General features: G+C 74.2%; 14 protein-coding genes. 6 read left to right on the forward strand and 8 right to left on the reverse strand.

The window, feature by feature from the left end; genetic code table 11:
* The first annotated feature begins 56 nt into the window (after nt 1–56).
* A complete protein-coding gene (locus ACIPAE_RS10400) occupies nt 57–656 on the forward strand; it encodes a hypothetical protein (RefSeq protein ID WP_402444226.1) in 600 nt (199 codons plus the stop codon).
* A gap of 66 nt (nt 657–722) precedes the next feature.
* On the opposite strand, the gene ACIPAE_RS10405 is transcribed toward ACIPAE_RS10400, so the two are convergent.
* The gene (locus ACIPAE_RS10405) at nt 723–1,646 is read right to left on the reverse strand and encodes a zinc-binding alcohol dehydrogenase family protein (protein ID WP_402444228.1); all 924 of its coding nucleotides are present in this window, start codon (nt 1,644–1,646) and stop codon (nt 723–725) included.
* Between the two features lie 85 nt (nt 1,647–1,731).
* Here ACIPAE_RS10405 and ACIPAE_RS10410 point away from each other — a divergent pair, with 85 nt between their 5' ends.
* Together ACIPAE_RS10410 and ACIPAE_RS10415 are read left to right on the forward strand one after the other, a co-directional pair.
* A complete protein-coding gene (locus ACIPAE_RS10410; protein ID WP_402444230.1) occupies nt 1,732–2,163 on the forward strand; it encodes a MarR family winged helix-turn-helix transcriptional regulator in 432 nt (143 codons plus the stop codon).
* 279 nt (nt 2,164–2,442) lie between these two features.
* Nucleotides 2,443–4,539: an ABC transporter ATP-binding protein gene (locus tag ACIPAE_RS10415; RefSeq protein WP_402444232.1), complete on the forward strand. Its 2,097-nt coding sequence runs from the start codon at nt 2,443–2,445 to the stop codon at nt 4,537–4,539.
* On the opposite strand, the gene ACIPAE_RS10420 is transcribed toward ACIPAE_RS10415, so the two are convergent.
* Nucleotides 4,518–5,963: a hypothetical protein gene (locus ACIPAE_RS10420; RefSeq protein ID WP_402444234.1), complete on the reverse strand. Its 1,446-nt coding sequence runs from the start codon at nt 5,961–5,963 to the stop codon at nt 4,518–4,520. The genes ACIPAE_RS10415 and ACIPAE_RS10420 overlap by 22 nt on opposite strands.
* A gap of 148 nt (nt 5,964–6,111) precedes the next feature.
* On the reverse strand, nt 6,112–7,110 hold the full coding sequence (locus ACIPAE_RS10425; RefSeq protein WP_402444236.1) for an aldo/keto reductase: 999 nt from the start codon (nt 7,108–7,110) through the stop codon (nt 6,112–6,114).
* Nucleotides 7,111–7,398: 288 nt separating this feature from the next.
* On the opposite strand from ACIPAE_RS10425, the gene ACIPAE_RS10430 reads away from it, so the two are divergent.
* On the forward strand, nt 7,399–8,325 hold the full coding sequence (locus ACIPAE_RS10430) for a DUF5937 family protein (protein WP_402444238.1): 927 nt from the start codon (nt 7,399–7,401) through the stop codon (nt 8,323–8,325).
* 129 nt (nt 8,326–8,454) lie between these two features.
* On the opposite strand, the gene katG is transcribed toward ACIPAE_RS10430, so the two are convergent.
* The gene (gene katG, locus ACIPAE_RS10435) at nt 8,455–10,692 is read right to left on the reverse strand and encodes a catalase/peroxidase HPI (RefSeq protein ID WP_329367364.1); all 2,238 of its coding nucleotides are present in this window, start codon (nt 10,690–10,692) and stop codon (nt 8,455–8,457) included.
* Nucleotides 10,693–11,030: 338 nt separating this feature from the next.
* Between katG and ACIPAE_RS10440 the strand changes: the two genes are divergently transcribed.
* The gene (locus ACIPAE_RS10440; RefSeq protein ID WP_328466221.1) at nt 11,031–11,441 is read left to right on the forward strand and encodes a Fur family transcriptional regulator; all 411 of its coding nucleotides are present in this window, start codon (nt 11,031–11,033) and stop codon (nt 11,439–11,441) included.
* Nucleotides 11,442–11,479: 38 nt separating this feature from the next.
* Here ACIPAE_RS10440 and ACIPAE_RS10445 read toward each other — a convergent pair whose 3' ends face one another.
* Both ACIPAE_RS10445 and ACIPAE_RS10450 read right to left on the reverse strand, forming a co-directional pair.
* Nucleotides 11,480–12,583: a MerR family transcriptional regulator gene (locus tag ACIPAE_RS10445; protein WP_402444241.1), complete on the reverse strand. Its 1,104-nt coding sequence runs from the start codon at nt 12,581–12,583 to the stop codon at nt 11,480–11,482.
* 75 nt (nt 12,584–12,658) lie between these two features.
* Nucleotides 12,659–13,438 (reverse strand): DUF4232 domain-containing protein, encoded by a 780-nt coding sequence (locus ACIPAE_RS10450; RefSeq protein ID WP_402444243.1) that lies wholly within the window; start codon nt 13,436–13,438, stop codon nt 12,659–12,661.
* Nucleotides 13,439–13,613: 175 nt separating this feature from the next.
* Between ACIPAE_RS10450 and ACIPAE_RS10455 the strand changes: the two genes are divergently transcribed.
* A complete protein-coding gene (locus ACIPAE_RS10455) occupies nt 13,614–15,098 on the forward strand; it encodes a helix-turn-helix domain-containing protein (protein ID WP_402444245.1) in 1,485 nt (494 codons plus the stop codon).
* A gap of 116 nt (nt 15,099–15,214) precedes the next feature.
* Here ACIPAE_RS10455 and ACIPAE_RS10460 read toward each other — a convergent pair whose 3' ends face one another.
* Nucleotides 15,215–17,392, reverse strand: a complete 2,178-nt coding sequence (locus tag ACIPAE_RS10460; protein ID WP_402444247.1) for an alpha-L-rhamnosidase C-terminal domain-containing protein — start codon at nt 17,390–17,392, stop codon at nt 15,215–15,217.
* 307 nt (nt 17,393–17,699) lie between these two features.
* Nucleotides 17,700–18,584: a helix-turn-helix transcriptional regulator gene (locus ACIPAE_RS10465; RefSeq protein WP_402444249.1), complete on the reverse strand. Its 885-nt coding sequence runs from the start codon at nt 18,582–18,584 to the stop codon at nt 17,700–17,702.
* Between the last annotated feature and the right edge of the window lie 177 nt (nt 18,585–18,761).

Below are 18,761 nucleotides of genomic sequence, written 5' to 3' on the forward strand. Positions count from 1 at the left end.
TCGTGGACGCTCCGGGGTGTTGGACGGCGGGTGCGCGGTGGTGCGAAGCTCGCGTCATGACTGAGACCCTGCGGCCGCCCCCTGAGGGGTTGTTGCTCGCCGCGGCCGCGGAGAGACAGGGCCTGTCCGGGCGGATGGTCGCCGCGCGGACCGAGGTGAGCGCGGCGGTCGCGAAGAAGCTGGGCTACTCCAAGCGGAAGCTGAGCGAGCCGTGGTGGCGCTGCATCATCAAGGGCTTCCAGTCGGTGAACCGGACGAAGGTGGCGTACCGCGGCACCGGTGAGACCGTGGCCCGCTTCGCCCACGCGGTGGGGGCGACCGCCGAGGAGCTGACGGCCGCCGGCCGCGCCGACGCCGCCGACGCGGTCCGCGCACTCGCGGCCGTGCTCGCCCTGGAGGAGAAGGAGCGGCGCGACACCGCCGCCGCCCGCCGGATCTCCGGCAATCCCGCGCGGGTCGAGGAGCGCTGGCTGATGCTGGAGCCGGTGCTGCGGCAGGCGCCCGTCGGCCTCGACCCCTCCGAGCGGGACGACCTGCGCGGCCGGATCGACGGCCTGCTCGCGGAGAGCCCCCCGTGGCAGCCGGTGGACGGGGACGAGGACGCCCCGCCGCCGCGCGCCGCCGCCGCGCAGCGGAAGCGCACGAAGCGCGGGTAGTGCGGGCGGCGGACCGGGCCCAGAGCCCGTCACGTGACGGCGACGGCGACGGCGACGGCGACGGTGCTAAGGGATCAGGACCACCTTGCCGAGGTTGCGGCGCTGCTCGATGAGGGCGTGCGCCCGGGCCGCTTCGGCGAGCGGGATCTCCTCGTGCACCGCGGTGCGCAGCGTGCCCGCGTCGCGCAGGTGCCAGAGCTCGCGCAGCCAGCGGCCGTAGAGTTCCGGTCGGCCGAGGGCGACGGCTCTCATCTGGAAGCCGATCACCGAGGCGCCGCGGACCAGGAGTTCGTACGCCTCCACGGTGCCGCCGCCGGAGCTGAAGGCCACCAGCCGGCCGCCCGTCGCCAGGGTCCGCACGGCGGGGCCGAGCAGGTCGCCGCCGACGCCGTCGAGGATCGCGTCGAACGGGCCGCCCCAGTCGGCGTCTTCGTACCGTACGACCTCGTCGGCGCCCATGCCGCGGACGAAGTCGGCCTTGCCCGCGCTGCTGACGGCGGCGACCACGCGTCCGGCGCCGCCGGCCCTGGCGTACTGGAGGGCGAGCGTGCCCACCGCACTGGCCGCCGCCGTGACCAGGACCGACTCGCCCGGCGCGACCCGCGCGGCCTCGTACGCGCCGCGTGCGACCAGCCCGCTGCGGACCAGCGCGACCGCCTCCACGGCGCTCGCGCCGTCCGGCACGCGGGACGCCATCGCGGAGTCGAGGACCGCGTACTGCGCGTAGGCGTCGGCGAAGCACAGCCCGGTCACGCGCTCTCCGACGCGGAAAGCCGTGTCCCCCGTGCCGACGGCGACGACCTCCCCGGCGACCTCGCCGCCGAGCGGGACGGGCTCGGCGCTCTCCCGGAGCTTGCGCACGGTGGGCAGGGTCACCCCGATCGCCTCGACCCGGATCAGCACCTCTCCGGCTCCCGCCTCGGGGCGCTCGACCTCCTCGGCGGACAGCACCTCGGACCCGCCGTTCGCTTCATGGCGCATGCGCAGCAATGGACTCCCCGATCCGTTTCGTTGGGCATCCCAACGATAGGAGATTGTCGTTGGGGAGTCCAATGAATTTGGGTAGGCTCGGTCCATGACGTCAGCCCTCGCGCACATCCAGTCCCTGCCGACCTGGCTGGTCGGCCGCGTCGCGGCGCGGGGCAGGGGGCTGGTCGCCGAGGCGATCGCCGCGGAGGGGCTGAAGCTGATGCAGCACGCGGTGCTGGCCGCGACCGCCGAGTACGGTCCCGTCGCGCAGGCCGACCTGGGGCGCCGGCTCGCGGTCGACCCCAAGGACATGGTCGGCATCCTCAACCACCTCCAGGAGGCGGGGCTCGTCGAGCGTGCCCCGGACCCCGTCGACCGCCGCAAGAACGCGGTCACGGTCACCGCCGAGGGCGAGGCCGTCCTCGCGCGCTGCGCGGTGCTGGCCGAGGCGGCCAACGCCGAACTGCTGGCACCGCTCGGCCCGGCCGACCAGCGCCGGTTGACGGCTCTGCTGACCCGGCTCCACGAGGCGCCGTGAGCGAGGCGGGTCCGCCGGAAGGGGCGTGACCCGGGCCGGGTGTGCGGCGGGCGTGCTGCCCGGCGATCCCCCGCGGTGATCGCCTGCGCGGTGGCGGTGGCGGTGGCGGTGGCGGTGGCGCGCCGGGCGAGGGAACGCGCCGGGGTGGAAGCGCCTGGGCGTACGCCGCTCGGTGGCGGGTGCGCCCGCGCGCCGGGGGGTGTTTCGGCGTCGTCCGGGTTCGTGGGCGGGGCCGGGGGCAGACTGGTGGGCCGGATCGCAGGGCGGAGGGGGACCCCGATGACCGAGCCGTCACCCGGGGCCCAGGCCGTGCCGCCGTCGCACGGCTCCGCGGGAGAACCGCCGGACGGCGGCACGGCGTCCGATGCGGACACCGGGGCCGGCAACGGCACCGAGGCCGGCACCGGCACCGGGGCGCCGTCCGAACAGCCTCCGGAACCTCCGTCCGAGCAGATGCGGTGGGAGATCCCCGGCGGTCGGCTGCTCGACGCCGGCCACGCCATCACCCTGCGCGCGATGGCCCGCCGACTGCCCCAACTGATCAGCCGGGCGCTGCGGATGGCCTGGCAGGTGGACCGCGGGGCGGTGACCGCGCTGCTGGTCTGCCAGGTGCTCTCCGGCGTGCTGGAGGCCGTCGGCCTGCTCGCCGTCACCGGCACCATCACCGCCGTGATCGCCTCGGGTCACATCACCGAACGCCTGCACCAGGCCGTGCCGTCGATCGTGTTGCTCGCCTCGGCGGCGGGCATCCGGGCGGTGCTGGGCATCGCGGTCGGCGGACTGTCCACCCGGCTGGCCCCGCGGATCGCCCGCGAGGCGGAACTGCGGCTGCTGGACGCGGCGACCCACGCGGAACTGACGGCATACGACCACCCCGGGTACAACGACCGCTGGGACGCGGCCGATCGCGGTGTCGAGGTCTCGCAGGACCTGCTCAACCAGTCGCAGAACATCCTCGCCGCGGCCGCCTCGCTGGTCGCCGCGGCTGCCGTGCTGACCTCCGTGCACCCGCTGTTGCTGCCGCTGCTGCTGCTCGCGGCACTCCCGCAGGCGGTCGCCGGGGTGCGGGCCGCCCGTCTGAACTACCTCGCCTCGCTGGACACCATGGGCGACCGGCGCCTGCTCGGGCTGCTGCGCTGGCACCTGGTCGACAAGGACAACGCCGACCAGATCCGCTCCGGCACGATGGCCGACTTCCTGCTCGGCAAGTACCGCGCCGCCGGCGCCCGGGTGGACGCCGCCACCGACCGCGCGGCCTGGCAGGCGGCCAAGACCTCGCTGATCGGCAGCCTCGTCGGCGGGCTCGCGGCCGGCGCGGTCTGGGCGGCGCTGATCGCCCTGATCGGCACCGGCCGGATCTCCGTCGCCTCCGCCGGCACCGCGACCTTCGCGCTGCGGTCGGTGGCGTCGGGGCTGCACGGCATCGTCGGCTACGGCGCGATCATCTTCCGCACCGGCATGTACCTCGACGACTGGTCCGGCTTCCTCGACGAGGCCGGCGGCCACCGCATCCGGCGCGGCGCGGCCGTGCCCACCGGACCGGTGACCGTACGCGCCGAGCACGTCGACTACACCTACCCGGACGCCGACGGGCCGTCCCTGCGGGATGTCACCCTCGAGGTGCGCCGTGGCGAAGTCCTCGCCCTGGTGGGGGAGAACGGCTCCGGCAAGACGACGCTCAGCAAGCTGCTCGCCGCGCTCTACCTGCCCACGGCGGGCGCCGTGACCTGGGACGGCGCCGACACCGACACCCTTGACGCGCAAGCGGCCTGGCGCCGGGTCGCGGTCGTGCCGCAGGACTACGCGCAGTGGCCGTTGACCGCCCGGGAGAACATCACCCTGGGCCAGGCGGTGCCGGGCGACGGGGCGTCGGACGCCGACGCCGCCGTGCACTCCGCCGCCCGCGCCTCGGGCGCCGACGACGTGGTGGCGTCGCTGCGCTCCGGCCTCGACACCCTGCTCGCCCGCGAGTGGTGGGGCGGCCAGGAACTGTCCGGTGGCCAGTGGCAACGCGTGGCCCTGGCAAGGGCGTTCCACCGCCGGGCGGGCCTGCTCGTGCTGGACGAGCCGACCGCCGCGCTCGACCCCCGCGCCGAACACCGCATCTTCACCGGGCTGCGCGCGCTCGCCGCCGACCGCGCCGTGGTCCTGGTCACCCACCGCCTGGCCAACGTCACCGTCGCGGACAAGATCGCCGTCCTCGACAAGGGCCGCCTCGTCCAGTACGGCACCTTCCCCCAACTCCGCGACGCCCCGGGTCTCTTCCACGACCTCTGGGTCCTCCAGAACGACCGCACCGCCCTCATCCCCACCCAGTCCGCGGCCGCGCCCGGTGAAGAGGCTTCCGCCGGGGGTCAGTTGGGGGAGAGGCGGTAGAGGGACGCGGCGCCCGGGGGGAGGATGACGGCGAGGGTGGGGGAGGCGGGGACGGGGGTGTAGGCGGCGGTCGCGGGGGTGAAGCTCGCGACGGCCTTGACCTGGGCCGGGTCGACGCGGATCTGGACGGATGCGGGGGCGTCGGGGTCGCGGTTGACCACGAGGAGGTGGCGGGTGCCGTCGTCGGCGGCGCCCGGGGCCGGCTTGAAGAGCCCGAGGACGGCGGCGTCGCCGGTGACCGCGGTGAGGCGGTCGCCCGGGGTGAACGCGGTGGTGCCGGGCGGCAGCGGGGTGTCGTTCGCGTGCTGCACGGACTCCGAGACGAGCGGCTTGAGTTGGCGGCCGACCGGCTGGAGCCAGCCGGTGTTCAGCGCGGTGGCGGCGTCGTAGAGCGGGGTGCGCTCGCCGTCGGTGGTGATCAGGGCCTGGGTGTAGCCCTCGCCGCGGGCCGGGTCGGGGGTCCAGTAGGTGAAGTACTGGATGCCCTTGCAGCCGTACGCCAGGCTGATGTTGACCTGCCACGCCAACTGCGAGGCGGTGGGCACCCGGTGGTTGTTGTAGCCGGTCGACTGGATGTAGGTCCACGCGGGCAGGCCGGACTTCAGCGACGCGGCGCGGACGATCGCCCAGGTGTCGAAGTAGTCGATGTCGATCCCGTCGGTGAGGATCGGGTAGCGGTCGAAGGAGATCAGGGCGGGCTTGACCGTGTCGAGGTAGCTCTGCACGAAGTCGGCGTAGGTCGCGCCGTTGCCGCGGTTGATGTTGGCGTACGGCAGCAGGGCCGGCGCGGTCTTGCGGACGATGCCGGTCAGCGCGCCGACGTTGGGGAACCGGGCGCGGGCGGGCTCGTCGTAGACGCTGAGGCCCGCCAGCGACGGGTGGTTCGCGTAGCTGCCCAGCGAGGTGCGCACCCAGGAGGCGGCGTCGGCCGTGGTGATCGACGACGGCACGGTGCGGTCGTCGGTGATCGTCAGGTACTGGGCGATCGCCTCGATCCGCGGGTCGCCCGCGACCACCACCTTCAGCCCGACCTGGTCCGCCATGCCCAGCGCGTAGCCCGCGCTGCGCGCGTCGAACTGGTAGTTGCCGGTGATCAGGAAGGTGAACCCGGCGTCCGTGATCTCCCGGTAGCGGGCGAGCGTCGTCTCGTACGGGTGCGGCGGCCAGAACAGCCCGATCGGGAAGTCCGGTCCCCCGGTGAGCGGCAGGTCCGCGCTCACCGCGTCCAGCGGCGCGTCCGCCGGGCCCGCCGCGCCCGCACCGCTCCTGGTGGCCGGGATGCCGCCCAGGCCCGCCGCGTCCGCGCGGCCGGCCGCCAACCCGCCGGTCGCGAGCACCCCGGCACCCAGGCCGGCCGCCTGAAGCAGCGCCCGCCGGTTCACCCCGCGAGCCGATCCGTACGACGAGAGCTCCTGCTCCGGCATGCTCCACCCACTTCACTCGGAACCCGCGACCGACGACAGACACCCGCCCCGCCATCATGCAGACCCCGACCCCCGATATCCGCGCCGCCACGCCCCATTCGTCCGGTATGCCGTGCGCGGCTCGGGGCGGCCGGTCGGCGCGACCGCGTCACCGGCGCACCGCGTCCAGGCGGGCCACCTCCGCCGGAGTGAGGCGCAGCGCGCTCGCGGCGAGGTTCTCGGCGAGGTGGCGGGGGTCGCCGGTGCCGGGGATGGCGAGGACGTGCGGGCCGTGCTGAAGGGTCCAGGCGAGCCGGACCTGCGCGGGGGTCGCGCCGTGCGCGCGGGCGACGGCGAGCACGTCCTCGCTCTCGGTGCCGCCCGCGCCCGCCTGGCCGCCGGCGCCGGCGATCGCGTAGAACGGCACGTAGGCGACGCCCTGCTCGCCGCAGGCCCGGACGAAGTCGCGCTGCTCGGGCGCCGAGCCGACGCCGTACGCGTTCTGTACGCAGACCACCGGCGCGATCGCCCGGGCCTCGGCGAGCTGCGCGGGGCGGACGTTGGAGACGCCGAGGTGGCGGATGAGGCCCGCGGCACGCAACTCGGCCAAGGCGCCGAAGCGTTCGGCGATCGAGTCGGTGCCGACGATCCGCAGGTTCACCACGTCGAGGTGGTCGCGGCCGAGTTGCCGCAGGTTCTCCTCGACCTGGCCGCGCAACTGCCCGGGCCCCGCGTGCGGCTGCCACCGGCCGGACGGGTCGCGGCCGGGTCCGACCTTGGTGGTGAGGACGAGGCCGTCGGGGTAGGGCGCGAGCGCGGCGTTGATCAGCTCGTTCGCCGAGCGCAGCGGCGAGAAGTAGAAGGCGGCGGTGTCGATGTGGTTCACGCCGAGCTCGACCGCGCGGCGCAGCACGCGGATCGCCTGGCCGCGGTCGCGGGGTGCCGCTCCGGCCGCGAACGCCTCGCCGGTCTGGGGCAGCCGCATCGCGCCGAACCCGATCCGGTGGACGGGAAGGTCGCCGAGCACCCAGGTGCCGGACGCGGCCGCGGTGACCGGGCGGGGGCGGGAGTCGGCGGGGCCGGCGGCGGTCGTACGGCTGGGGCCGTCGGGGCCGGCCGTGCTGTCGGTCCTGTCGGTCCTGTCGGTCCTGTCGGTCCTGCCGGCCATGGAGCTGGCGGGTCCCGCGGGTGCCGGCTCCCCGGTCCCGCCCGCCGCCGGACCGGGCTCCCCTGCCGGCGCCGCGGAAGGAGCCGGGCCGGCCGGACCAGCCGGACGTTCCGGATTCGCTTCCGCGCTGCCCGAGGCCATGTTCTTCGAGGTCATGCCGGCATGCTCGCCGCGCACTAGGCTCGGTGCCAACGATTAAGGAATACCGAAATCCCGGAGGCCCCGATTCCCGCGGAACTGGCGTTCTCGACCAGCGATCTGGCGCAGACGCGGTTCGCCGTCTCGCCGATGTGGGAGGTCGGCACCAGCTTCCGGCTGCTGCGCTCGCGCGCGGCGCACGCCGTGCACCAGCCCTGGATCGACCAGGTGCGGCCTCGGGTGGCCGCCGCCGGGCTGGACCGCGGCCGGCTGGCCGAACTCATCCCGCCCGACGCGCCGGACGGCTACGTTCCGGACTTCCTCAACCCCGCGCCCGCAGGCCCCGCCCCCACCCTCGCGGCGGAACTGGCCCGGGTCCTCGCCGCCCCCGCCGCCCAGGTCCGCCACGACCTCGATCGGCTCCGCGCGGCTCCGGGCGGTCTCGGCCCGCGCGCCCGCGCCCTGCACGCCGAACCGCGCGCCCAACTCCCGGCGCTCGCCGAGGAGATCACCGCCTACTGGGAGGTGGCGCTGGCTCCCTACTGGGCCCGGGTCCGCGCGGTGCTCGACGCCGACATCTTCCACCGCGCCCGCCAGGTCGCCGAGCACGGCGCGGCCGCGCTGCTCAACGACCTTCACCCCTCGGTGAGTTGGAACGACAGCGCGCTACGGCTCGGCCGCCGACGGCGGGCCCTGGCCCGGAACACCGCGGGCGCGGGGCTGCTGCTGATCCCCTCCGCCTTCACCGGTCCGGGCCCCCTCACCCTCGTGCGGCCCCCGGACCCGCCCCAACTGGCCTACCCGGCAAGGGGCGTCGGCACCCTGTGGGCATCCCGCCCGGTGGTCCGGGGCGGCGCGCTCGCCGCCGTACTCGGCCGGTCGAAGGCGCTGCTGCTCGCCGAACTCGACTCCCCCGCCTCCACCACCGAACTCGCCGCCCGTACCGGCCTGTCGGCCCCCGCCGTCTCCCAGCACCTCACCGCGCTGCGCGACGCGGGCCTCACCACCGCGCACCGCACCGGCCGCAGCGTCCTGTACGCCCGCACCGCGACGGCCGAATCCCTCCTGGCCCCCTGAGCCCTGGCCCTCCTGAGTCCTGGCGCTCTGAGCCGTGGCCCCCTGAGCCCTGGGCGCCGAAACGGCGCGGACCGCGCCCGGGCCATGGCCCCGGCGCGGTCCGCGCGTTCGGCAGTGCAGAGCGGTCGCTCAGGCGAGGTCGAACCGGTCGAGGTCCATCACCTTGGTCCACGCCGCCACGAAGTCCGTGACGAACTTCTGCTTCGCGTCGTCGCTCGCGTACACCTCGGCCAGCGCGCGCAGCTCGGAGTTCGAGCCGAACACGAGGTCGGCACGGGTGCCGGTCCACTTGACCGCGCCGGTGGCGTCGTCGCGGGCCTCGAAGGTGGTCGAGTCCTCGGAGGTCGGCGTCCACGTGGTGCCCAGGTCGAGCAGGTTGACGAAGAAGTCGTTCGTCAGGGTGCCCGGGGCGTCGGTGAGCACACCGAGCTTCGAACCGTCGTGGTTGGCGCCCAGCACGCGCAGGCCGCCGACCAGGACGGTGGTCTCCGGAGCGGTGAGCGTGAGCAGGTTGGCCCGGTCGAGCAGCAGGTACTCGGCACCCAGCCGGTTGCCCTTGCCGACGTAGTTGCGGAAGCCGTCGGCGCCCGGCTCCAGCGCGGCGAACGACTCCGCGTCGGTGTGCTCGTCGGTCGCGTCGACCCGGCCGGGGGTGAAGGGCACCTCGATCGCGTGCCCGCCGTCCTTGGCGGCCTTCTCGACCGCCGCGGCGCCGCCGAGCACGATCAGGTCGGCCAGCGACACCTTCTTCGCACCGGAGGAGGCGTTGAACTCCTGCTGGACGCCTTCCAGGGCGCGCAGCACCGTGGCCAGCTCGTCCGGGTTGTTGACCTCCCAGCCGCGCTGCGGCTCCAGGCGGACCCGGGCGCCGTTGGCGCCGCCGCGCTTGTCGCTGCCCCGGTAGGTCGAGGCCGACGCCCAGGCGGCGGAGACCAGTTGCGGGACGGTCAGGCCGGTGCCGAGGATCTTCGCCTTGAGCGCGGTGACGTCCGCGGCGTCGATCGCCTCGTAGTCCGCCGTGGGCAGCGGGTCCTGCCACAGCAGGGTCTCCGCGGGCACCTCCGGGCCGAGCAGCAGCGACTTCGGGCCCATGTCGCGGTGGGTCAGCTTGTACCAGGCACGGGCGAACGCGTCCGCGAACTCCGCCGGGTTCTCGTGGAAGCGGCGGGAGATCGGCTCGTAGACCGGGTCGAAGCGCAGCGCCAGGTCGGTGGTGAGCATCGACGGCGCGATCTTCTTCGAGGCGTCGTGGGCGTGCGGGACGGTGCCCTCGCCGGCGCCGTCCTTCGGCTTCCACTGGTTGGCGCCGGCCGGGCTCTTGGTGAGCTCCCACTCGTAGCCGAAGAGGTTGTCGAAGAAGCCGTTGCTCCACCGGGTGGGCGTGCTGGTCCAGGTCACCTCCAGGCCGGAGGTGATGGCGTCCGCGCCCTTGCCGGTGCCGTAGCTGTTCTTCCAGCCCAGGCCCTGCGCCTCGATCGGCGCGGCCTCGGGGTCGTCGCCGACGGCGTCGGCCGGGCCGGCGCCGTGGGTCTTGCCGAAGGTGTGGCCGCCCGCGATCAGCGCCACGGTCTCCTCGTCGTTCATCGCCATCCGGCGGAACGTCTCACGGATGTCGCGGGCCGCGGCGATCGGGTCCGGGTTGCCGTTGGGGCCCTCGGGGTTGACGTAGATCAGGCCCATCTGGACGGCGCCGAGCGGGTTCTCCAGCTCGCGGTCGCCGGTGTAGCGCCGGTCGTCGAGCCAGGTGGTCTCCGGGCCCCAGTAGACGTCCTCCTCCGGCTCCCAGACGTCCTCGCGGCCGCCGGCGAACCCGAAGGTCTCCAGGCCCATCGACTCCAGCGCCACGTTGCCGGCGAGGATCAGCAGGTCGGCCCAGGACAGGCTCTGGCCGTACTTCTTCTTCACCGGCCACAGCAGGCGGCGGGCCTTGTCCAGGTTGCCGTTGTCCGGCCAGCTGTTGAGCGGGGCGAAGCGCTGCTGCCCGGCGCCGGCGCCGCCGCGGCCGTCGCTGATCCGGTACGTGCCCGCGCTGTGCCAGGCCATCCGGATCATGAACGGGCCGTAGTTGCCGAAGTCGGCCGGCCACCAGTCCTGCGAGGTGGTGAGCACCTCGGCGACGTCCTGCTTGACGGCCGCGAGGTCGAGGGTGCCGAACGCCGCGGCGTAGTCGAAGTCCTCGCCGAGCGGGTTGGCCACGGCGGGGTTCTTGGCGAGGATCTTCAGGTTGAGCCGGTCCGGCCACCAGCCGCGGTTCCCGCCGCCCTGGGTCGGGTGCGGGGCGCGGTCGTGCGCGACCGGGCAGCCTCCCGCGCCCTCCGTCTTGGCGTCCACGACGATCGCGTCGTTGTTGTGGGTGTTGTCAGACATGGAAATCCTTCCGGACCTGGCGGATCACGGTGCTCAGGCACTGCGGGCGGTGGAGGAGCCGGGGAGGCGGGACAGGGGAGCCGCGGAGCGCCCGGCGGAGCCGGAACGGCCCGGAAACCGCGGGTGAGCGGCTCGACGTCTGTGTCTCCTGCTCCTGCTCCTGCCGTGTCGGCGTCTCCTGCCGTACAGGGCGCTTCCTGGCCCTTGGCTGTCGCCGGAACCGATCCTACGATGGACGCAGTCCAAGTCAAGAAGGGGCCCAAGGGCATATCCGGTCAAATTCCGGACGCTCACTGGTAAACTGCGGTCATTCCGCGATCCCGAATAGGTGAACCGACATGAGCGACCTGGTGGAGCGACTGCGGGCCCGCGGCTGGCGGATGACCTCCCAGCGGCGTGTCGTCGCGCAGGTGCTCGACGGCGACCACGTGCACCTCACCGCCGACGAGGTGCACGCCCGCGCCATCGCCCGCCTGCCCGAGATCTCGCGGGCGACGGTCTACAACACGCTCGGCGAGCTGGTCTCCCTCGGCGAGGTGATCGAGGTCGCCACCGACGGCCGCGCCAAGCGGTACGACCCGAACGCCCACCACCCGCACCAGCACCTGGTGTGCGCCGGCTGCGGCACCGTGCGCGACGTCCACCCCACCGGCGACCCGCTCGCCGCCCTCCCGGTCGAGGAGCGCTTCGGCTTCACCGTCTCCGCCGCCGAGGTCACCTACCGCGGGCTCTGCCCGGACTGCACGTAGCCGTACGCGCAGCTGCACGCAGCGGCCCGGCCGTGCGCTCAGCTCTCCAGGCGGACGGGCATCAGCACCGAGAAGGTGTCGTCGGTGTCGGCCCGCCGGATCGCCAGGGGCGCCGTGGGGGCGCCGAACTCCAGCACCAGCCGGTCGCCGGCCGCCGCGTCCAGGGCGTCCAGCAGGTATCGGCGGTTGACGGCGACCCGGCCCGGATCGTCGTCGCCGTCCGCGCAGACGGTCACCGCGGAGCCGTCCCCGGTCACCTTGAGGAGGCTCAGCTCCGCCGCCTGTCCCCCTCGCTCGCCCGCCGGCGCCTCGCCGACGCGCACCGGGCCGGTTTCCACCGCCCGGCGGAAGGCCGGGGCGTCGACGGGGACGCGGGTGCCCGCCGGCAGCCGGACCAGCCGGCGGTAGTCGGGGAAGCCGTGGCCGAGACACTCGCCGGCCGCCTGGCGGCCCCCGGCTTCCAGGGCCACCTGGTCGCCGTCCAGGGCGAGTTCGACCTCTCCCGCGGCGGGCAGCAGCGCGCGCATCGCGTCGGCGAGCGGGGAGGGCACCACGAACCGGGCGGGCGGCCCGTCCTGAGCGGTGACGGCGGCCCGTGCGACGGCCAGCCGGTAGCGGTCGGTGGCCACGGTGTGCAGCGCCCCGTCCGCGACGTCGACCAGCACGCCGCCGAGCACGGGAAGGTCGGGGTCGGTGCCGGCGGCGAAGCGGACCGCGTCCAGCGCGGCGGCCAGGGCGGGTGCGGCGACGGTGAGACGGAGGGCCGTGGTGCGGAGCGGAGCCATGGGGTTCTCCCTGCGGTCGAGGAGTGCGCGGACCGTGGACAGCTCGCCGCGAGCCTCGGCCAGGCCCCGCTCCAGCCGGCGCACCTGCGCCCGGAGCAACCCCCGCACCAGGTCGGTGTCCGCACCGGACCAGCCGGCCAGCACCAGCCGGATGTCCGCCAGCGGCATACCGGTCCGGCGCAGCCGTGCCAGCAGTCGCGCCTCGTCGAGCTGCTCCGGGTCGTACCAGCGGTAGCCGCTGACCGGGTCCACCCGGGCCGGGGGCAGCACGCCCGCGCCGTCGTAGAACCGCAGGGCGCTCACGCTCAGTCCGCTGTCCCGGGCCATCTCGCCGATGCTGCGCATCTCGCTCTCCACTTCTGGAACTGTCGACCCTCGACATGGTCGAGGGTCAACCACGGCCGGCCGGAGCGGGAGCGGCGCGCCGCGCGGTCAGGAACTGGTGTCGGCGGTCCGCATGGACGCGACCGCCTCGGCGACGGTGGCCCCGTACAGGCCCAGCTTCGGCTTGAGCACCAGGGAACCCGAGCCGAGCCGGAAGTTGACGGTGTCGGCGTTCGGCATGTGGTCGCCGTTCGCCAGGACGTTCAGCTCGTCGATGCCGTCCACGGTCCCGGAGGTCGCGCCGCTGGGGTCGAGGTCGAGGACCGCGTAGGCGGTGTGCCCCGCGTAGACCGGGAAGGCCGGCGCGCCGCCGAGGCCGCTCGGGATGAGCGGCTTGACGGCCTTGCCGCCGTCCGCGGCGTGCGAGTCGTCCAGGGAGACCAGCGGGAAGTAGCTCAGGCCGCAGGAGGAGGCGCCGGTGTTGCGGACCTCGATCACCCGCTGGGTGGGCGCCGAGTCGCGGCGGGTCACGGTCACCCGCACCTGGCCCGCCGTGCAGGGGTGGGCGAAGGCGTAGCTGTCGCTGGTGGCGTGGGAGCCCGAGGTGCTGCCGCCGGAACCACCGGTGCCGCCGGAGTTGCCGGAGCCGGTCGAGCCCTTCGAGCCGGCCGAGCCGCCGGAGGAGGAGCCGCCGGACGTCGACCGGCCCGAGGGGGAGGCGGCGGGCGCGGAGGCCGACTCCTTGCCACCCGAGGCGACGGAAGCGGCACTCGCCTGCTGCGAGGGAGTCGCGTCACTCGCGGAGGTGGAACCGGACTGGCAGGCGGTGAGGCCGAGGGCGCTGACGAGGAGGACCGCGGAGGAGGTCAGGACGGATTTCACGTTCACGGTGGCATGCCTTCGCTGTGAGTGGTGGAGCGGTGGGATGCCGTAACTCTGCGCCGTGCCGCGTCCCGCGTTCGACAGTCTGGCCACAGTTGAGGGCACTGGAACCGTTCCACCCCCCTGAACTGCGAGAATGACGCTTCCTGGAATGTCGGCCCGGGACGAGCAAGAGGGCGGAATGAGCACATATGTCGAGGAGTTCGCGAGTCGGCTGCGCGAACTGAAGCACCAGTCGGGGCGTACGTACGGTGCGCTCGCCGCCCGGACGCACGTGAGCACCTCCACCCTGCACCGCTACTGCAACGGCGCCGCGGTCCCCACCGAGTACGGCCCCGTGGAGCGGTTCGCGCGGCTGTGCGGTGCGGGTCCGGAGGAACTGGTGGCGCTGCACCAGCTGTGGCTGCTGGCGAGCGCGGAGCGGCGCCGCGAGCAGTACCGCACGTCTGCCGCGCCGGCCGGGCCGGAGCCGGCGGCGCCCGGATCGGCCGCACCCGCCGACGTCCCACCGGACGGCGCGGACGAGGCGGCGCCTCCGGACGCGGCAGGGCCCGGCGCTACGGGCGTGGCCGCGGCGGGGGCGGACGGCGCGGGGGTGGACGGCGCGTCGCGAGTCATGGGGCCCGGCGACGCGGGAGCGGGCATATCGGCGCCGCATCCGCCCGCAGCCCCTGGTCAGCCCGAGGCGCCCGGACCGCCCGGTCCGCCCGAAGCACCCGAGTTGCCGGACCTGGCCGAGCTGCCCGAGGCCGGTGGCGAGCCCTCCTCGTCCTGGCGGCGCCGGACCAGGGTCGCGGTGGGAGCCGCCGCCGCGATGGCCGCGGTGCTTCCGCTGGCGCTGCACTCCGCGCACGGCGCCGACCGCGGCGCTCCCGCCGCCTCGCGCCCGCGGACCACGGCCGCGGCCGTCGTCGGCGCCCCCGCCGCGACCACCACGACCACCGCGCCGGCGAGCCCCGCTCCCACCACGACGGCGTCCGGCCGGAAGGCCGGCGCGCCCTCCCGATCCACCGCGCCCACCACGCCGCCAGCCGCGGGCAGCTCGTCACCGCCGGTCCAGGTGACCGTGCTGTCGGACAACTGGGACACCCAGTGCGGCCAGTGGTTCCTGCTGCGGCAGCCGCCGGGCAAGGTCCCGCCCCCGCCGTCACTCCAGCAGGACGACGCGTGGGCCGGCGCGCTCGGCGGCGTACCGGCCGGGGACCTGCGGCTCCAGGTGACCGCGCAGAGCGTGTCCGGGCAGCCGGTGGTGCTGCACGCGCTGTACGTGCGCGTCGTCAGCAGCACGGCCGCGCCGAAGGGGAACGGCTACACCCCCGGCTCGGGATGCGGCGGCGGCCTCGAACCGGCGTCGTTCGCCGTCGACCTCGACACGACCGCTCCGCGGGCCCGCCCGGTGCGCGGCTACGTGGACGACGGCTCGACGCCCGTGCTGTCCACCTTCCCCTTCCAGATCGCCCGCGACTCGCAGGTCCTCGACGTGGACGCGCACACCTCGGACCGCGACGTCAGCTGGTACCTGGAACTCGTCTGGACCTGCGGCGACCGCCAGGGCACCCTGCGGGTCGACGACCACGGCAAGCCCTTCCGCACGGTGGGACTGAAGAACGACCCCACCTACTTCTACGACGGCAGCGCCTGGTCGCCGTCGACCCCGCAGAGCTGACCACGCCGAGGGCCGGCCGATCGCGCACCCGAGACCGGCCGGCTCCGACGTCACCCGGCGGGACAGCTCACCCGGCGGGACAGCTCACCCGGCGCACGATCTCCGGGTGCGCGACCTCACAGGGTGTGGGACGTCAGCGTGTGGTGGCCCGGGCCGACATGGCCCACGCGGACGGTGGTGCCGTCGGCGCTGACCTGCGCGCCGCCCACCGCCCGGGTGCCGTTCCAGACCGTACGGCCGTCGAGTGCGACCCGGACCTTGTGCCCGCCGGTCGGGACGGCGAGTTCGCCGACGGTGCCGCGCGGGGCGGTGGCGGTCAGCGTGAAGCCGTGCGCCGAGGACCGCCAGGAGGCGGTGATGGCGCCGTGCGGGGTCGGCACGCTGCCCTGCGCCCAGGTCAGGCCACCGGGGGTGGGCACGATCGAGTAGCCGGAGAAGCCGGCCGCGGTCGGCTGGACGCCCAGCACCTGGGTGGTCAGCGAGATCGTCGGGCCGGCCGCCCAGCCGTGCGCGAGGCTGGTGAACTGCGCGATACCGGGGTCGCCGTCGAGGTTCGCCTTCTCCCACAGGGTGCTGCCGGGGTCCTCGCTGAGCTGGTGGCCCCAGAAGGTCCGCATGAGCTGGAGCGCCTGCTGCTGCTCGGCGCCGCTGGGGTCGGGCACGTCCAGGCGCGCGCTCGCCTCGAAGCCGCTGGGCAGCGGCTCGTAGAAGGGCTGGATGGAGGCGTTGGGGGTGCTGGGCGAGACGGTCAGCGAGCCGTAGGTGCTCCAGTTGTTCTTCCGCAGGTACTCCATGGCCCGCGCGGAGCGGTCGCTGCTCGCGATGCCGGTGAGCACGGCGGCGGCGTTGGCGTCCTGCGGGTACGCGGTCGGGATCTCGGTGGAGAGCCGGTAGGCGCCGGTCGAGGCGTCCCACAGCTGGGAGTTGATCGCGTCCTTCACGTCGGTGGCGCGGTCGGCGTAGGTACGGGCGCCGGCGGCGTCACCGCGGGAGGCGGCCAGCGCGGCCATCTCGTCGAGGTTCCGCTTGTACAGCGCGTTGACGTACGTCTCGTGGCCGCAGTCGCTGTAGCCGTAGTGGCCGCAGGAGTTGGCGCTCGCGAAGGAGATCAGCCCGGTGCCGTCCTGGCTGCGGACCGACTCCAGCCAGGCCATCGCCTTGGTCAACTGGGGCCACCACTTGGCCAGATACGCCTGGTCGCCGGTGTAGAGCCAGTGCTCGTAGTGGTTGTACACGAACCAGGTGACGTACTCGCCGTAGGTGCGGATCTCGTCCTGGTTGTGCGGGCCGACCAGGCTCTCGGCGGGCATGTAGCCGTCGGGGAGCTGCTGGGAGGCGAGCGAGGAGAGCGAGTTGTCGACGGCGGGCACGTCGTCGGTGCTGAGGTAGGTGACCGGGGCCTGGATGGCGAGGTCGCCCTGCCAGACCACCCGGTCGCGCTTGGCGCCGTCGAAGATGACCTCCTGCCCGGGGTCGGCCCCGGGCACCTGCGCGTCGGAGTGGTCGTCCTCGCCGGTCTGGTAGGGCCAGCTCTTGGCGGTGTCCGACATCCAGGTGTCCAGCTGGACGGTGTACGCGCCGCTGTACCAGATCTTGTTCAGCTCGTTGTCGCTGGACAGGAACCAGCCCTGGTACGCGGCGGGGTCGGACTGCTTGGGCGCCGCCGAGAAGTCGAGGGAGACCGCGCCGAGGTCGACCCAGCCGGGGCCGTCGAGGAAGACGGTGGCGTAGCGGAAGCCGCCGCGCAACTGGCTGTCGGTGAGGGTGGCCGGGAGCTTGGCCGGGTCGAGGGTGAAGGTGTGGCTGTCGGCGTCGTAGGTGTAGGGCTGGCCCGGGTAGCCGTTCCAGATGTTGGCGGTGTCGCAGCCGGGAGCGACCGCGTCCTCTCCGTTGTTGCTCTGTGCCGGGGAGGCCGCGAACTGCTTCGACTCGCTGAAGCACACGTGCAGTCGGGGCGGGGTCTTCGACGCGCCGGCCACCCGTATCCGGATCTTGCCGCCCACGTCCTTGCCGAAGTCCAGGGTCACCAGCGGCGATTGGGTGCGGTCGCCGGAACCGGTCAGCCGCAGCGGCTTGCTGCCCTTGCCGAGCAGCGCCTTCGGGTCGCCCTGGACGGAGCCGCCCCGGGCCGAGACCGAGGACACCGAGACCGGTTCGACGACGTGGCCCCGGGGCGCGAGGACGTAGGGCCGCCAGTCCCCCTGCCGGGGCTGGTAGCCGGTGTCGGTCCACGGGTTCTTCGCCGGCTGCGCGCCGTGCGCGGGCTGCGCCGCCGCCGCGTTCACCGTCAGCATGCTGATCACAGTGACGCCGGCCGACACCGCGGCCAGCGTTCCTCTGTGCCTCGACAGGTGGATCATGGCCCCTCTTCCCGTTCCACACGCGTGACGGCGGTATGGCGCCCGCTGGTACGGCCCCACCGCCCACGATCCCGACTGAGACGATTCAATCCGCCAGCGCACGCTAGCCCCGGGGCTGCGTTCAATCAACAGTTCAACCAGGAATGATCTGCGCCGACGGGTGCGGCGGGTGTCAGCCGGGGGCGGCCGGACCGATTGAAAGCTTCAAGTGGCGGGCTCCGCGGCGGACGCACGAAGGGCGTTACGGCGTGCCTGTCGCTGGTAGGGCGCCGTGCTCTTCGGCGTCGGCCGACAGGGCGCGCAGCGCCTTCCGGGTGGGGGAGTCCGGCTCGGCCGCGTAGAGCAGGAGGGTCAACTCGTCGTCCGGCGGCGGCAGGCGCATCGCCTGGAACTGCAACTCCAGCAGGCCGTGCCGGGGATCGATGACGCGCTTGACGCCGTACGTCTTCTCCTCGACCTCCTGCGACTCCCAGAGCCGGGCGAACTCCGGGCTGCTTTCGAGCAGTTCGCCGACCACGTGGCACAGCCGCACGCTGTCCGGGAAGCGGCCGGCCTCGGCGCGGAGCACGGCGACGATCTCGCGGCGGACCTGCGCGACCTCCGGGTGGCCGGCCTCGACGTCCGCGCGGAGGAACATCTGCTTGGCGATGTTGCGCTCGCCCGGGGGCAGCCGGGCGAAGTCGCAGCCGATCAGCCCGCCCAACCGGTTCCACGCCAGGACGTCCATGGCCCGGCCGTAGACCACGGCCGCGACGCCGTCCATCGCGTCGATCATGACCCGCAGCCCGGGCCGTACGACCTGCGGGGCCTCCTCCCCGACCTGGCAGCGGGTGGTCGCGGCGTGCGCCGCGCGGTGCGCGACGTTCCGCAGGTATTCGTGCTCGGCCGCGGTCAGCCGCAGCCCGCGGGCGAGGGAGTCGAGCACCTCGGGTGAGACGTTGCCGCCGCGGCCCTGCTCGATGCGGGTGTAGTACTCCACGCTGATCTCCGCCAGGTGGGCGGCCTCGTCACGGCGCAGCCCGCGCACCCTGCGGCGGGTCCCGCCGGGCGGCAGGCCGAGCCCGGCCGGGTCGAGAGCGGCCCGGCGGGCCTTGAGGAACGCGTTGATCTCCGGCTCGGCGTGCATGGCCCCATTCTCCGGCATGCCCGGTCCGGCCCGCCCAGCCAGGCCCCGCGGGTACCAGCCTCGGCCCGGTCTGGTCGCCCCCCGGCCCGACCGGCAGGGTCGAACCCGGGTCCGGCGCAACGGAGTTCGCCACCAGGCTCATCCGGCCCACCCCGACACCGGACCCACCCGAACACC

It is taken from the genome of Streptomyces sp. NPDC087270 (assembly GCF_044744625.1).
GTDB lineage: Bacteria > Actinomycetota > Actinomycetes > Streptomycetales > Streptomycetaceae > Actinacidiphila.

What these genes read in the sequence shown, in the direction of transcription:
- ACIPAE_RS10460 (WP_402444247.1), bottom strand. Translation starts at nt 17,392, where the DNA reads ATGCTGACGGTGAACGCGGCGGCGGCGCAGCCCGCGCACGGCGCGCAG.
- ACIPAE_RS10440 (WP_328466221.1), top strand. Translation starts at nt 11,031, where the DNA reads ATGAGCGACCTGGTGGAGCGACTGCGGGCCCGCGGCTGGCGGATGACC.
- katG (WP_329367364.1), bottom strand. Translation starts at nt 10,692, where the DNA reads ATGTCTGACAACACCCACAACAACGACGCGATCGTCGTGGACGCCAAG.
- ACIPAE_RS10410 (WP_402444230.1), top strand. Translation starts at nt 1,732, where the DNA reads ATGACGTCAGCCCTCGCGCACATCCAGTCCCTGCCGACCTGGCTGGTC.
- ACIPAE_RS10455 (WP_402444245.1), top strand. Translation starts at nt 13,614, where the DNA reads ATGAGCACATATGTCGAGGAGTTCGCGAGTCGGCTGCGCGAACTGAAG.
- ACIPAE_RS10425 (WP_402444236.1), bottom strand. Translation starts at nt 7,110, where the DNA reads ATGGCCGGCAGGACCGACAGGACCGACAGGACCGACAGGACCGACAGC.
- ACIPAE_RS10400 (WP_402444226.1), top strand. Translation starts at nt 57, where the DNA reads ATGACTGAGACCCTGCGGCCGCCCCCTGAGGGGTTGTTGCTCGCCGCG.
- ACIPAE_RS10415 (WP_402444232.1), top strand. Translation starts at nt 2,443, where the DNA reads ATGACCGAGCCGTCACCCGGGGCCCAGGCCGTGCCGCCGTCGCACGGC.
- ACIPAE_RS10430 (WP_402444238.1), top strand. Translation starts at nt 7,399, where the DNA reads ATGTGGGAGGTCGGCACCAGCTTCCGGCTGCTGCGCTCGCGCGCGGCG.
- ACIPAE_RS10465 (WP_402444249.1), bottom strand. Translation starts at nt 18,584, where the DNA reads ATGCACGCCGAGCCGGAGATCAACGCGTTCCTCAAGGCCCGCCGGGCC.
- ACIPAE_RS10420 (WP_402444234.1), bottom strand. Translation starts at nt 5,963, where the DNA reads ATGCCGGAGCAGGAGCTCTCGTCGTACGGATCGGCTCGCGGGGTGAAC.